We start from the raw sequence: 13,586 nt of genomic DNA, 5'->3' as shown, positions 1-13,586 counted from the left end.
GCCAAAGCAACTCCCCCGTGTGCCACACACCCTGTATGCGATGGCCAATGTCATCGTGCCACAGCCCTCCGACTCTCAGTAGAGCGGAGGGCTGCTGGTACGTTTCTTGGGCTTTATGCGTTCTTAGAGCTTAGTTTCCTTCGAAACGGCGGCGGAAGCTATCTTCAAGGCGGTTTCCAACGTCACTGCCAGCCTTCCTAGACTGCTTGTTGCGCCGCTTAGCGGATGCTGGTGCGCCGGCGGCAACCAGAGAATCTTCCGAATTTCCGCGCAGCATCCACACACCGGATCCAAACATGACCAAAAAGCCAAGTACGGAGAGGATAACGAACCACAGGGACTGCTGGGCCAACGCGATTCCGCCCACCATCATGCACAGACCGACAACGATTAAGGCCACCCCACGGAGGGTGATGGCACCCGAGTTGCCGCCGAAAGAAGTTTCACCGGACACAGACGCGCCAAAATCAGGATCGTTGGCCAGCAACGATTGTTCAATTTCACGCAGCGCTTGCTGTTCGTGCTCAGAAAGGGCCACAGCGTCCTCCGTAATGATTTGGGTTTAGGTAGTGGAACTGGGAACTATGTTTACTACCTCTATAACGTCAAGGATAGCGAGATAGTTCCCACAAAGACAGTCCATAGTTTTTGGGCATCCCTGCACCCCTGCTACCGGAGCAATCACGCCCTCACTAGGCGGCCAGCCCACCGAAGCCCAGCTCAGATTCGGTCGCGTCCACGTAACGTGTGGCAAGCGCCAAGTACTGGTAGACCGTATCCGCAGCGGGCACCGGATCCATTCCGGAGGCCACGCGCGAGCGCACGCGGGAATAGTCTGTGAATTCTGCGGCCCATTGAGCATCCGCCGGACCGATAAGAGCTACCTGCTCCCATGCAGAGGTAGGCAAGCGCCGACGGCGCGACACCGCAGACGCCGCCACACGCGCGCCCGCAGCACGAAGCGAGGCGCGGTATGCCATTTCAAGAGCGTCCTCGAACCGCCCCTCCGCAGCGCTACGGCGCGCATCCACCAACAGATCCAACGCTTGACCGAGGAAGCGGTCACGGCGCACGCGCTGCATCGCCTCCCTGTTCCGGCCCCGAGCCGCTGCCGTTGCTGAAATTACCTGTGCCATAACCTCTCCTCCTTGGGCTGCTTCCTGAGCTTGTCAATGAAGACTGTGCTGTTGACTTTCTGCTGCTGTTCGCTGATGAGACTCACCGTAAAACCACCTTCGTACATCCACCTCTAATTTTAGTTCATGTGTTCGATTTAAACAATAGGGATGGGCGATATTTCTTCTCTTTTCGAACACGTACTCTGACTCCATGGCGGTTGGATGTGCAGAAGATAGTTTCTCTGTGCGCTTTCACATGCCTGAAGAATCTGCTGTTATTAGAGATGTGAGTTACACGCTGCGCCGCCTAAGCCCCCAAGAGTTCGCCATTGCTGTCCCGCGCTTGGTGGATATCTACATCGCGGCAATGGGCTATAGCCAGTCAGTGCGCGACGTCTCTATCTCGCGGTGGCGCGCAGATCTCATACGCCCAGGGTTTTCCTGCGTCGCGGCCACCACCGACTACGGCATTGCAGGCTTTGCCTACGGATTCTTTGGCTCTCCGGACACGTGGTGGGACAAACAGCTTCGCCGAGCGCTCACCGCCAGTGGCGGACCGACCCCGGAACAAGAAGACATTCTCCACAACTATTTCGAGCTGGCGGAGATTCACGTGCTGCCTGAAGAACAGGGTCGCGGCTTAGGGCGCGCACTGCTCGAAGCCTTGGCGTGGAACCTTCCCGCGCGCTACATCCTGCTTTCCACTCCGGAAGTTCCCAACGAGGCAAACTCCGCCTTCGGCCTCTACCGCAAGATGGGATTTAGTGATTTCCTTCGCCAGCTCTACTACCCCGCCGATGCGCGCCCCTTCGCCATCCTGCAATCGACGGTGCCGCTGACACCAGCCGACACCGCTTAACCTGGCGGCAAGCCGGCATAGCTACCCAGGTAAAGTAGCAGGCGTGACTACACCGCAGATACCTTCCTTGAACGACATCCCCGCAGCCGTGCGCGAGGAGCTTAAGCTTTTCTTGGACAGTCAGCGCGACGCCATCGCGGCCATCGGCTCTCCGGTGGCCGACGCGATCTCCTATTTGGATTCCTTCGTCCTGGACGGCGGCAAGCGCATTCGCCCCCTCTACGCGTGGGCAGGTTTTGTCGGTGCGCACGGGCTCGACGGGACTGAGTCCCCGCAGGCAATGCTCCGCGCTGCCTCGTCCTTGGAGTTCATTCAGGCTTGTGCACTTATCCACGACGACATCGTGGATGCTTCCGATACCCGGCGCGGCAACCCCACTGTCCATCGCGGCGTTGCTGCTCGCCACCGCGAGCTCGGGCTCAGCGGCGACGCTGATTTCTTCGGGCAATCGCTGGCCATCCTCATCGGTGACATGGCCCTGGTCTGGGCGGAGGACATGCTTCAAGATTCCGGCTTGAGCCCCGAGGCGCTGGCGCGCGCCCGCGCACCATGGCGGGCAATGCGCCGCGAAGTCATCGGCGGCCAGATTCTGGACATCTCCCTGGAAGCCGCCGGCTCCGAGGACGCCACGTTGGCGGACTCGGTGAACCGGTTCAAGACTGCCGCGTACACCATCGAGCGCCCCCTCCATCTGGGCGCCGTTATAGCGGGCGCACCCGAAAAACTCGTTGCTGCCTTCCGCGGTTACGGCCAGGACATCGGTGTCGCCTTCCAGCTGCGCGATGATTTGCTCGGCGTCTTCGGTGACCCGGCTATCACCGGCAAGCCCGCCGGAGACGATCTGCGCGAAGGCAAGCGCACGGTTCTGTTGTCGCTGGCCCTACAGCGCGCGGACGCCACCGATCCCGCAGCCGCCGCTGAGCTTCGCCGCCTCATCGGGCAGACGGAGGACCCCGCAGACATTGCCCGCATGGCGCAGATCATTGCTGATTCCGGTGCGCCGGACGTCGTCGAGCAGCGCATCAGCGATCTCACGCGTTCCGGCCTCGATCATCTGCACAACGCGCAGGTTGACCCCGAGGTCACAGCGGTTTTGGAAGAACTTGCTCACAAGTCCACGGCCCGCCGGATGTAGCATGGCTCGCTCCGCATCCACGCGCGTGCCCCTGCGCATTCCCCATCCCCTGCCACTGGGCATCGTCTCTGCGATCGTCCTGGCGCTCGCCTCCTTCTCCGGCGGCGCGACCCGGAATCGCGGAGGTTTTCTTGAGGCGCTCAACATCAGCTTCCTTGCCTATGGCCACGGCCGCAACATTGGCATGGTCCTCTACTGGGTTGGCCTGTTTGGCCTCGTCGCCGCATGGGTGTTGGCGGGCCGCCACTTCATTGCCCCACAGCTCAAGAACCCGCAACCAGACGGCGCACTGGCAGACATCCGCCGGATGTTGATCTGCTGGGTCACCCCGCTGCTGTGCGCCGCACCGCTGGCTTCCCGGGACGTGTACTCCTACCTGATGCAAGGCGCGATGGTGCGCGATGGTTTCGACCCCTACGTCGAGGGCGCAGCCGTTAACCCCGGTCCCTTCCTGCTTGAGGTCTCTCACGACTGGCGCAACACCACTACGCCCTACGGGCCGCTACACCTGTGGATGGGCAACGGGGTAACCCACCTGGTGGGCGATAACGTTGCTGCGGGCATCATCGTCTACAAGGCAATTTCCGTCCTTGGTTTTGCAGCCATCGCCTGGTCAATTCCACGCCTAGCCCGAAGCATCGGCGGCGATCCCGCCCTAGCACTCTGGTTGGGAGTGGCGAATCCGGTGATGGTTTTGCACCTCATCGGCGGCATGCACAACGAATCAGTCATGGTGGGGCTGGTATCGCTGGGCCTTCTCGCTGCTGTGCACCACAAGTTCCACCTCAGCCTCATACTCGTTGGCGTGGCAGTGTCCCTCAAGGCCACCGCCGTCTTCGCCGCGCCGTTCATCGTGTGGCTCATGCTGCATCACTGGGCGCCGAAGGGAACGAAGCCGCTCAAGCGCGTCGGGTTCTTCCTACTATCCGGCGTTATCGCCGTGGCGGAGGTCGCGTTGGCGGTGGCGGCGATCACATGGGCGTCGGGAAGCTCGTGGGGTTGGCTGTCTCAGATCAGTGGTAATTCTAAGGTCATCAACCCCTTGGCCGGCCCCACCTTGCTTGCCGATATTCTCGTTCCGCTCATCCAGGTCTTCTCCCCCGATACCACCTATAACGGCGTGCTCACCGTGCTGCGCTCGGCCGCGATGCTCCTGATGCTCCTGGGCCTTGTCCTTGTGTGGTGGTGGGGGCGCACGGGCGTGCGCCGCGCCATTGCCGCCACGGCCGCGGCCTACCAGGTGGCGTTCGTCTTCAACTCTGTGACGCTGCCGTGGTACTACGCCTCAGTACTCACGCTCATGGGAACCTTTCGCCCACCACTACCGCTCATCAAGCTCACCACCGGCGCAGCTCTCTTTATTGGTGTGGCCTTCGCCGGCGACGGTAATCACCAGCTCTACAACTGGTTCTGGGTGATTGCCATGGTGGTCGTGGCATGGTTGGCCACACAGTGGATTTTCGATGGTGTTCCACGCACCGCCGCTGAACCAACTGCGCCTGGTGCTGATGCGCCGTCTAAAACGCCGAAGCCTGCGCGCGCCGTATAACCTCCCGCGCGAGGTGGCCGTGCAGCGCGTTGATGGGGCGGCCCGGTAGGGACTCGTCCTCGGTAAAAAGATGCGCCAGGATCTCGTTGTCACCCCAGCCGTTGTCCGAAAGAACAGTGATGACGCCGGACACGTGCTTGGAAATGACGCCCTTGGCATTGAAAAACGCTTCCGGGACGAGGCGCTGGCCTTCGGCGTCCCGCCACGCGATGAACTTCCGGGCATTGAGCAGATCGAAGACGCGAGTAATGGGCAGATCGAGTTTTTCAGCTACCTCTTTAAGCGTCAGCAGCTTCTCTCCGGCGAGAAGTTGCGGAAGCTCGGGATGGGAATTCTCTTCAGGGTTCGCAGAATTAGTCACAGACACAACTGTAGCGGGATCACACTTTGAGGAGAGGATCGACCATACTGGAACCCATGACAAGGCTGAACGTGGGCGACATTCTTGAAGGACGCTACCGCATTGATCAGCCGATCGCTCGCGGCGGCATGTCCACTGTGTATCGCTGCGTGGACATGCGTTTGGGCCGCGCAGTAGCTGCCAAGGTGATGGATGAGCGCTATCACGACGACCCCGTCTTCGTCACCCGCTTTAAGCGCGAGGCCCGCGCGATGGCGCAGCTGAGCCACCCCAATCTCGTCGCCGTGCATGACTTTTCCGCGGATGGTTTGCCCATCTATCTCATCATGGAGCTCATCACCGGCGGCACGTTGCGCGAGCTCCTTGCGGAACGCGGACCCATGCCGCCGCACGCTGCGGCCGGCGTGATGCACTCGGTCTTGGCCGGGCTCACCGAAGTCCACCACGCCGGCCTCGTGCACCGCGATATCAAGCCGGATAACGTTCTCATCACCGATAACCACCGAGTCAAGGTGGGTGACTTCGGCTTGGTGCGCTCCGCAAAGGCGGAGCATGATAGCTCCGGCCAGATCGTCGGTACCGTAAGCTACCTCTCCCCCGAGCAAGTCACTGGCGCGGATATCACGCCGGCTTCCGATGTCTACTCGGCTGGAATCGTCCTGTTCGAGTTGTTGACGGGCACAGTCCCCTTCCACGGTGACACCCCGCTGGCGCACGCCACCGCGCGCGTGCACGCGGATGTGGTGGCACCATCTTCACGCATTGAGGGGGTGCCGATGCTTTTCGACGCCCTCGTGGCCACCGCCACCGCACGTAACCCAGCCGAACGCTTTGCAGACGCGGGTGAATTCCTCGATGCTTTGGATGACGTTTCCCGGGAACTGCAACTGCCACAGTTCACGGTCCCCGTCCCGCGAAACTCGGCCGCCGCACGTACCGCTGCAGTACCTACAGACTTTTCGGGAACAGACAATACGCGTGTCTTCGAAGCGACCTCTGCAATCCCCTCGCCCGATTCCCCCACGCGTGAAACACGGGCGGAAACCCGCGAGGACGCTTTCCCCCTGCCTGCCGCACCGGTAGACACCCCGGCGCCCTCCCCCGCCGTGCCAGAACCATATGCGGCCGGGGCCGAAGAGGAGCCGGAGGAACGTCCGTTGAGCAACCGCAGCGCGGTCGGGCTCATCGGGTTCCTCGTCCTCGTCGGCCTCGCCACCTTGGCTGTCGCCGTGGCCGCCTGGTGGTTTGGCTCCGGAGAATACGGCACCTGGCCGATTCTCTGGAGGCCGTACTAGTCTGCGCAGCTAGACGCTGCGCAGACTCTAGTTGCGCAGCATTTCTGCGATGAGGAAGGACAGCTCCAGCGATTGCTGGGTGTTCAGGCGCGGGTCCACGGCAGACTCGTAGCGACCCGGCAGGTCCACGTCCGTGATGTCCTCAGCGCCGCCGAGGCACTCGGTGACGTCCTCACCGGTGAACTCCAGGTGCACGCCGCCCGGGTGGGTACCCAGCTCGCGGTGCACCTCGAAGAAGCCCTGGACCTCGTCGACGATCTTGTCGAAGTGGCGGGTCTTGTAACCGTTCGACGCCGTGAAGGTGTTTCCGTGCATCGGATCGGACTGCCACACCACCTTGTGGCCGGAGTCCTCCACTGCCTTGATGATCGGGGGCAGCACGGAGCGCACCTTATCGTGGCCCATGCGCGCGATCATGGTGAGACGGCCCGGCTCACGGTTCGGGTCAAGCTTCTCCGCGTACTCCACTGCCTGCTCCGGCGTCACGCCGGGGCCAAGCTTGATTCCCACGGGGTTGCCGATGATGGAAGCAAACGCCACGTGGAAGTCGTCGAGACCACGGGTACGCTCACCAATCCACAGCTGGTGCGCGGACAGGTCATAAAGCTTGGTCTCGCCGTTAGAGTCCGTACCCAAGCGCAGCATGGAACGCTCGTAATCCTTCAGCAAGGCCTCGTGGGAACAGTAAATCTCCGCCGAGCGCAGGGTCTCATCCGACACCCCACAGGCATTCATGAAGGCCAGGCCGTTTTCAATTTCATCAGCCAAGGCCTGGTAGCGAGCACCCGCCGGGGAGTTGGCCACGAACTCTCGGTTCCATTCGTGGAGGCGGTACAGGTCCGCGGTTCCGGAGTGCGTCAGCGCGCGAACCAGGTTCATTGCCGCCGAGGAGTTTGCGTAGGCGCGAATCATGCGGGCGGGATCGTGACGGCGGGATTCCTCGTTGGCCTCCACTCCATTGACGATGTCACCGCGGTAGTTGTACAGACCGTTCGAGTCCAAATCAGAGGAGCGCGGCTTAGCGTACTGGCCAGCAATACGACCCAGCTTCACCACCGGAGTGGAAGCGCCGTACGTCAAGACGACGGCCATCTGCAGCAGCGTCTTGATGTTGCCGCGGATGTGCGGTTCCGTGTTGGACTCGAAAGTCTCCGCGCAGTCGCCTCCCTGGAGGAGGAAGGCGTTGCCCAAGGCGACGTCGGCAAGCTTGCGCTTGAGTTCCTCAATCTCTGGAGCCACGACGATAGGCGGGACGGATTCCAGGATCTTTCGCACGTTATCAGCCTGCAGCTGATCCCAGCTGGGCTGCTGCTTCGCCTCGCGGGAAATGGCGTCCTGGAACTTCTCATTGATCCCCTCCGGCAGCGGCGGCAGATCAGGAAGCACTTCTTTGGGAATATCTACTGTCCAACTCACACCCAGTATTTAACCATCTCGGGCCTGTCGCGCGTTAGTTAATGGACTTTTAGGTCACGGTATTAATTCACGATCAGCTCACGCGGTTGCCCCGAGTCAGCGGCAAGTGCTGCTCACAGATGCGAAACTTGGCCAGGTTATGGCGGGCGTCGACCAACGCGTCGTGGTTCCCGTTGGGCACGGGAGGCAGCTTGGGGCGGCCCGCAAACTCCCAGTACTGCTTGAGTTCCCGGGTGTAGCGCGGGAGCCCCTTGGGCAGGCTCGCCATGTCTCCCCACAGCTGGGCGAGCACCACGTGGTCATAAGCCCCGACCCAGGCCCACAGTTCGATGGGGGTGGAGTGGCGGCCCAAGAATTTCAGGAGATCTTCGCGGATGGTCTCGCGCGATTTCCAGACGGGATCCGCCGGGCTCGGGAGTTTATCCAGTACATTGTCGCGCACCCACGCATTGGCCTTGCCCGGATCGAAATCGGTGGATACCGCGTAATACTCGCTGCCGTCTTCTCCGACAATGCCGATGGAGACCAGCTCGATGGTCGATCCGTCCTCGATAAACTCGGTGTCGTAGAAGTAGCGCACGCCCCGTATCCTAGTCTGCTGCCTAGAGGAGCCGTGCCACTGGGGGCCTATACTCAGCTGCGTGAAGAAAGCTCTCTCCTCGCTCCTCCTTCCACTCCTTCTGGTGGGGCTGGCAACGGTGCCGTGGACTATCCATCTTGCGGCGTCGATGAACAGCGGCGGAATTGTGCCGTTTTACCATGTTGACCTCGATGTCTACCGAGAGGGAGGGCAGGCCCTGCTCCGCGGGGAGAATCTCTACGCGCAAAGCTACGTTCTCGGCAACGGCGTGTCGCTGCCTTTTACTTACCCGCCTTTTGCTGCAGCGCTCTTTGCCTTGGTGTCGTGGATGCCGCTGTGGCCGCTGTCTCTCCTTCTTACTGCGGCGTCACTCGGTGCGCTCTGGGTATGTCTCTACGCCGTTATCTCGCGGTGCTGCGAAGTTGACCGCCCCGACTGGTGGGCCACGTGGGCGCTGCTCGCCTGCGCACTCACCGAACCGATTACCGAGAATTTCAGCTTCGGCCAAGTGAATCTCCTGCTGACCGCGGCCGTCGTTGTCGACTGCCTGCTGCTCAGACCACGCTCCTCGTGGCGAGGTGTGCTGACCGGCGTTGCTATGGCGATCAAGCTCACCCCGGCGGTCTTCCTCGCGGTCTTTTTCGTTCGCCGCGACTGGCGTGCCCTCGCCACGGCGATAGGTGCCTTCATCGCCTGCGGTGTGGTGGGCTACCTCGCCTCCCCTGCAAGCTCTGCGGCGTACTGGACTGACATCCTCCGGGACTCCTCCCGAATCGGCACGCTGTCCTATTCCAGCAACCAATCCCTCCGAGGCTTGCTCAGCCGTGTTAGTCCCGAGGAAGCATCGGGCCTGTGGTTGATTGGCTGCGCTCTCATCGTCGCAGTCTTGTGGTGGGTCATGGAGCACACATCCTCAGAGATAGAACTCGTGTTACTGGCCTCCACGGCGGCGCTGCTGTGCTCCCCGGTCTCGTGGTCCCACCATTTCACGTGGCTGTGCCTAGCCGCGGTCTACCTCACCGCGCGCCGCTACTGGTTCCTCGCAGGCCTCACGTGGTTCGTGCTGCTAGCCCGCGGCCACTGGCTTGTCCCCCACGGCGAGCAGCTGGAACTGGAGTGGTCCTGGTGGCAGCAGGCTCTAGGTAACGACTATTTCTTTGTCGTGGTGCTCCTTGTCGCAGTGAGTTTCTGGCTCAAGCTCAAGCCTGCCGAGGGCGGTTCCGTGGTTCTCCTACTCGCACCGATCGGCGGCGGCTTCAGCGTCCAGCCCACAACGGGCACCTTGCCCAAGACCCACAGGACCAACGACGCAATCGCGCAATAAACAAAGCACATGCTGAGCCAGAACCAGGTATTTTCCAACGGCCACTGACCAGCCAAGCTTACCTCGCGCGGGTTGAGCGCCATGGGGTAGCCACAAAGGACGGTAAGTCCAATCGGGTGACCGAGGTAGATGGGCAGCGTGTGCGAACCGATAAACCGCAGTCCGGTGGATAAGACCGGTATATAGGACACGGCCACCGCCACCGCAATTCCCACCGGAACCTCGAAGAACTGCTCTACCATGCGCACGAGAATATGGACGTCATCTCTCACCAACGCCTCCGTGCCTGGCAACAACCACGTGACCTCGACGGCCCCAGCGTAGTTATCCCACGCGCGGCGGATAAAGAACCCGATGGCGTAGGCCCCAACCATGCCGGAATACGCCCAAAAGCTCCGGTAATCCCACTCGCCTTTGAAGGGGGCCTCGATAGCGGAAGCGAAGGCGGAGATTGCATCCCGGAAATAAGCAGCGGCAACGAAGACGGGAAGGAACATGATGGCCTTCGCGATCGAGGTGAACTGCGCCTGCCATGCGATGAACAGAATAGGGCTAAAACTCAGCGCTAGCGCCGCCCACCCGGGCAGCTTGCGCACGCACCAGAGGAAGATATTGAACAGAATCAGCGAATGCAGAAACCACGCCATGGAATGGCCCACGAGCAGGCTGGCCGTCATCTGGCTGAAATCGAACACGGGATCCCCGAATACCCAGTGGTACTCCACGCGCTTGGTCTGCTGTTCAACCAGCATCCACACCACATAAGGAACAAGGAAGTACCACAGGCGGCGAGTAAAGAGTTCTGCGAAGCTAAAGCGAAAAACCTTTTGCGCGAAGAACCCGCTCACCAAAAAGAACAGGGGCAGGCGCAGTGGGTCGAGCCACACGTTGAAAGCGGCCAACCACGTGCCCTTCGATTCTGGAACCGTAAGCGTGATGTGCAACAGCACGACGCCCAGGATGGAAATCCCTTTTGCTACATCAGGCCACGCTAAGCGTTGAGACGGGGAGGAAGTCACTGACTACCGCGCCTCCGAACTGGGCTCGGCCCCTTCCGGGTAGCCGTGCCCAGCTTGCAGGGACGCCTTCACGTCGGAGGCATAGACGTCGACGTACGGCTCACCGGACAGCTCAGACAACTGCTTCATCACGTAGTCCGTGAAAGCACGCACGGTGGCGTGATCCTGCGGATCAAGGTTGCGCTCAGCGGCCCATGCGTGGGGGTCGATGGGTTCGCCAACGCGCATGCCGACGCGCACCGGACGCGGAACCCACGAACCGATTGGATTAGCCTTACGGGTGTTGAGCATGGCGATCGGTATTACTGTCTCACCGGTGGTTAGCGCGATGCGGGCCATACCGGTGCGCCCCTTGTAGATGCGCCCATCGGGCGAACGAGTCCCCTCCGGGTAAATACCGAAGAGATCCCCGCGGCCCAAAATTTTTTGTGCGCTCACCAGCATCGCGTCACCGGCGTCCTTGTTGACGCGATCAATCGGCACCTGCCCCACGGAGCTAAAGAACCACTTTTGCAGGCGGCCAACGAAACCGGGGGTGGTGAAGTACTCACTCTTTGCCAAGAAGGTGATCTGCCGCGGGCACAACAGCGGGAAGTAGAAGGAGTCCATCACCGCTTGATGGGAGGATGCCAAGATTGCCGGACCAGACTCCGGGATGCGATCCATACCTTCGGACCATGGGCGGTTCCACACTCGAAGGGCCGGGCCGAAAAAGATGTGCTTAAAGGCCCAGTACCACTTGTTTCGCATCGCTTATAGTCCTATCTGTGTGTGCCGAGCAAGCAGTGCTGCTCGGTGAAAGAAAAATGTGCGGTGTTAACCTCGGTGCTCCTGGCGGGCGAGATCAGCGACTCCGATCATACCTGCCGCCGAACCCAACTTCGCGGTTGCCACTCGGGCCAAAGGCCTGTGACCGGCTCCGACGATCTGCCGAGCCATGGCATCCCGCGCCCGATCCAGGTACAAATCCGCATCCTTGGACACCCCGCCGCCAATCACGATGAGCTCTGGGTCGAGCACATCTGCCACCATGGACAACCCTTGCCCGAGCCACTGACCGAAGTTCTCCATGACAGCTATCCCCAGCGGATCGCCCTGCCTAGCTGCTGCGGTGATCTCCTCGCCGGAGGGATTCTCCGACAAGGTGGTGTCATACTCGCCGCGCAGCTCTGCGCAGGTGTCCGGCAAAGCGGTTCCGGAAGCGTAGCGCTCTAAGCACCCGCGCTTGCCGCAGGGGCAGAGGCGCCCGCCTGGCGACACAACAAGGTGCCCGAACTCCGGGGCGGTGCCGAAAGCTCCACGGTAGATTTTTCCCTCAGTAAAAAGCGTGGCGCCAATGCCCGTTCCCACAGCAAAGAAAACCCATTCTTTCGCACCGCGCCCAGCGCCAAAGCGCCATTCGCCCCACGCGGCTGAATTGGCGTCATGCTCAAGGCGGACCGGCACGTCCAAACGCCTGCTGAGGATCTCGCGTACTGGGGCGTTACGCCACGGCAAATGCGGGGCGAAGCGGACAACTTCACACTCGGGATCCAAAAAGCCCGCGAGGGCAAGGCCCACGGCCTCGATGTCATGGGATGCTGCCAAGTTGTCTACGCAGCGCACGATGTCATCTTCGAGTGTCTGCGCTTCCCTGGCCGTGGGGACGCTTGTCGAATCCACAATCTCTCCGGCGGGATTAATCACCGCGGCCCGCAAGTTGGTTCCACCAATATCGAACCCGATGGTGAGGCCGCTGTGGCCACCGTCAGCGGAGGAAGTGTGTTCAAGCATGACTAGTAGGATATACCCCGGCCTGCCCACGATCACATTCCAGAACCTCACGCAATCGTGCGCCCATGATTTCCCACGTCCAGTGCTCCTCCACGTGACGGCGCCCTGCCGCCCCCATGCGGCGGGCCCCGGGGACGTCGCCAAGCAACGTGCACAAGGCCTGCTCAAGTTCCAGAACTGAGGAGCCGCGCACGACGATGCCGGTCTCGGACGTTACTGTTTCCGGTGCACCACCGGAGTCACCCGCAATGACCGGCAACCCCGCCGCTTGTGCTTCTAGGTAAACGATGCCGAGGCCCTCGACGTCGAGTCCCCCACCCCGCGTGCGCGCCGGCATGGCAAACACATCGGCAGCATGAAGCGCCAACTGCAATTCTTCGGTGTCCCGCGCCTCCTGCAACACCGCGTCGGGGCAGTACAGACGCGCTAGCTCGCGCAGTGTCTGCTCATAGCGTCCGCGACCGATGATGAGTACCTGGGCGTCCGGGAAGCGTGCCCGTACCGCCGGCATCGCCCGCAAGAGCTGGTCCTGGCCTTTGCGGGGAACCAAGCGGGAGATGCACACGATGACGGGCCCTGGGCCGAGTCCAAAGCGCTCCCGCGCGCTCTGCTTTTCTCCCTCCGTGGCCGGAGTGAAGTCTTCCAGATTAACCGCAGAAGGCAAGTGCACCCAGCGCGCATGGGTACCAAACGCGGGTTCCAACCTGGTACGCGTGTAGTCCGAGATATACGTGATGACATCGGCATGCTGACCAATGCGACGCAGGGCCTGCCGGGCTATGGGAAGCATGGACCAGCCCACCTCGTGACCGTGCGTCGTGGCAACGATCCGGCGAGCGCCCGCCGCCCGGGCCTCCGGCGCCATAAGGGCAAGCGGGGCTGCCGCCCCAAACCACACGGTCTCGATATCGTATTCACGAATCAGACTCTGCATCCGGCGCGCGGTGGCTGGTGTCGGAAGCATGATGGTGCGTGGCCAGCGAACCACGGTATACGGCAGCGTCGCGTCATACTCGGCAGCGGCGTCACCATCTTGGGTCGAGGCGAAGACGACGACGTCCTCCGGGTTGAGGGTTGCCAGAAAATCTCGAAGATAAGACTGAATCCCGCCGATGGTGGGCGGGAAATCATTCGTTACTAGGAGTGTGCGCGCCATG

General features: G+C 61.5%; 13 protein-coding genes and 1 pseudogene. 5 read left to right on the top strand and 9 right to left on the bottom strand.

The window, feature by feature from the left end; translation table 11 throughout:
• Window positions 1-130: 130 nt before the first annotated feature.
• Together HMPREF2635_RS09755 and HMPREF2635_RS09750 are read right to left on the bottom strand one after the other, a co-directional pair.
• Window positions 131-538 carry a DUF3040 domain-containing protein gene (locus HMPREF2635_RS09755; RefSeq protein ID WP_070512453.1) on the bottom strand — a complete coding sequence of 136 codons (408 nt, stop codon included), beginning with the start codon at window positions 536-538 and terminating at the stop codon, window positions 131-133.
• Between the two features lie 154 nt (window positions 539-692).
• Entirely contained in the window at window positions 693-1,136 is a 444-nt protein-coding gene (locus HMPREF2635_RS09750) for an SAV_6107 family HEPN domain-containing protein (RefSeq protein ID WP_046647958.1), read from the bottom strand.
• Window positions 1,137-1,404: 268 nt separating this feature from the next.
• Between HMPREF2635_RS09750 and HMPREF2635_RS09745 the strand changes: the two genes are divergently transcribed.
• From HMPREF2635_RS09745 to HMPREF2635_RS09735, 3 genes are read left to right on the top strand one after another with little or no spacing between them, the layout of a single operon-like run.
• Complete coding sequence (locus HMPREF2635_RS09745; protein ID WP_070512448.1) at window positions 1,405-1,977, top strand: GNAT family N-acetyltransferase; 573 nt, start codon at window positions 1,405-1,407, stop codon at window positions 1,975-1,977.
• A gap of 43 nt (window positions 1,978-2,020) precedes the next feature.
• Window positions 2,021-3,112, top strand: a complete 1,092-nt coding sequence (locus HMPREF2635_RS09740; protein ID WP_070512446.1) for a polyprenyl synthetase family protein — start codon at window positions 2,021-2,023, stop codon at window positions 3,110-3,112.
• Window position 3,113: 1 nt separating this feature from the next.
• Entirely contained in the window at window positions 3,114-4,661 is a 1,548-nt protein-coding gene (locus tag HMPREF2635_RS09735) for an alpha-(1->6)-mannopyranosyltransferase A (protein ID WP_070512443.1), read from the top strand.
• Here the strand turns inward: HMPREF2635_RS09735 and HMPREF2635_RS09730 are convergent.
• Entirely contained in the window at window positions 4,630-5,022 is a 393-nt protein-coding gene (locus tag HMPREF2635_RS09730) for an Rv2175c family DNA-binding protein (protein ID WP_371326321.1), read from the bottom strand. The two genes, HMPREF2635_RS09735 and HMPREF2635_RS09730, sit on opposite strands and share 32 nt — an antisense overlap.
• 56 nt (window positions 5,023-5,078) lie before the next feature.
• Between HMPREF2635_RS09730 and HMPREF2635_RS09725 the strand changes: the two genes are divergently transcribed.
• Complete coding sequence (locus HMPREF2635_RS09725) at window positions 5,079-6,317, top strand: protein kinase domain-containing protein (protein ID WP_070512437.1); 1,239 nt, start codon at window positions 5,079-5,081, stop codon at window positions 6,315-6,317.
• A 27-nt stretch (window positions 6,318-6,344) separates the two neighbouring features.
• On the opposite strand, the gene HMPREF2635_RS09720 is transcribed toward HMPREF2635_RS09725, so the two are convergent.
• Together HMPREF2635_RS09720 and HMPREF2635_RS09715 are read right to left on the bottom strand one after the other, a co-directional pair.
• Window positions 6,345-7,733 carry a class II 3-deoxy-7-phosphoheptulonate synthase gene (locus HMPREF2635_RS09720; RefSeq protein ID WP_070546876.1) on the bottom strand — a complete coding sequence of 463 codons (1,389 nt, stop codon included), beginning with the start codon at window positions 7,731-7,733 and terminating at the stop codon, window positions 6,345-6,347.
• 73 nt (window positions 7,734-7,806) lie between these two features.
• Complete coding sequence (locus tag HMPREF2635_RS09715; protein ID WP_070515775.1) at window positions 7,807-8,313, bottom strand: polyadenylate-specific 3'-exoribonuclease AS; 507 nt, start codon at window positions 8,311-8,313, stop codon at window positions 7,807-7,809.
• A gap of 148 nt (window positions 8,314-8,461) precedes the next feature.
• Between HMPREF2635_RS09715 and HMPREF2635_RS13720 the strand changes: the two are divergent.
• Window positions 8,462-9,268: pseudogene (locus HMPREF2635_RS13720) on the top strand (glycosyltransferase family 87 protein); the annotation flags it as partial.
• Between the two features lie 194 nt (window positions 9,269-9,462).
• Here the strand turns inward: HMPREF2635_RS13720 and HMPREF2635_RS09705 are convergent.
• The 4 genes from HMPREF2635_RS09705 to HMPREF2635_RS09690 all read right to left on the bottom strand — a co-directional run bounded on the left by HMPREF2635_RS09705 (window position 9,463) and on the right by HMPREF2635_RS09690 (window position 13,585).
• Window positions 9,463-10,656 carry an acyltransferase family protein gene (locus tag HMPREF2635_RS09705; protein WP_070546879.1) on the bottom strand — a complete coding sequence of 398 codons (1,194 nt, stop codon included), beginning with the start codon at window positions 10,654-10,656 and terminating at the stop codon, window positions 9,463-9,465.
• Between the two features lie 3 nt (window positions 10,657-10,659).
• Window positions 10,660-11,406, bottom strand: coding sequence for a lysophospholipid acyltransferase family protein (locus tag HMPREF2635_RS09700; RefSeq protein ID WP_046647947.1), 747 nt, complete (start codon window positions 11,404-11,406; stop codon window positions 10,660-10,662).
• Window positions 11,407-11,472: 66 nt separating this feature from the next.
• On the bottom strand, window positions 11,473-12,429 hold the full coding sequence (locus HMPREF2635_RS09695) for an ROK family protein (RefSeq protein ID WP_070546882.1): 957 nt from the start codon (window positions 12,427-12,429) through the stop codon (window positions 11,473-11,475).
• Window positions 12,422-13,585 (bottom strand): glycosyltransferase family 4 protein, encoded by a 1,164-nt coding sequence (locus HMPREF2635_RS09690; RefSeq protein ID WP_070515781.1) that lies wholly within the window; start codon window positions 13,583-13,585, stop codon window positions 12,422-12,424. The genes HMPREF2635_RS09695 and HMPREF2635_RS09690 overlap by 8 nt, the downstream gene beginning before the upstream one ends.
• Between the last annotated feature and the right edge of the window lies 1 nt (window position 13,586).

It is taken from the genome of Corynebacterium sp. HMSC035E02, from assembly GCF_001836065.1.
In the GTDB taxonomy this organism is placed as follows: Bacteria; Actinomycetota; Actinomycetes; order Mycobacteriales; family Mycobacteriaceae; genus Corynebacterium; species Corynebacterium hiratae.
The sequence above is the reverse complement of the archived record's forward strand: the minus strand, read 5'-3'. Positions and strand labels throughout refer to the sequence as shown.

Excerpts from the sequence above, each read along its gene's own strand:
- HMPREF2635_RS09695 (WP_070546882.1), bottom strand. The coding sequence starts at position 12,429 with ATGCTTGAACACACTTCCTCCGCTGACGGTGGCCACAGCGGCCTCACC.
- HMPREF2635_RS09725 (WP_070512437.1), top strand. The coding sequence starts at position 5,079 with ATGACAAGGCTGAACGTGGGCGACATTCTTGAAGGACGCTACCGCATT.
- HMPREF2635_RS09750 (WP_046647958.1), bottom strand. The coding sequence starts at position 1,136 with ATGGCACAGGTAATTTCAGCAACGGCAGCGGCTCGGGGCCGGAACAGG.
- HMPREF2635_RS09700 (WP_046647947.1), bottom strand. The coding sequence starts at position 11,406 with ATGCGAAACAAGTGGTACTGGGCCTTTAAGCACATCTTTTTCGGCCCG.
- HMPREF2635_RS09735 (WP_070512443.1), top strand. The coding sequence starts at position 3,114 with ATGGCTCGCTCCGCATCCACGCGCGTGCCCCTGCGCATTCCCCATCCC.
- HMPREF2635_RS09690 (WP_070515781.1), bottom strand. The coding sequence starts at position 13,585 with ATGGCGCGCACACTCCTAGTAACGAATGATTTCCCGCCCACCATCGGC.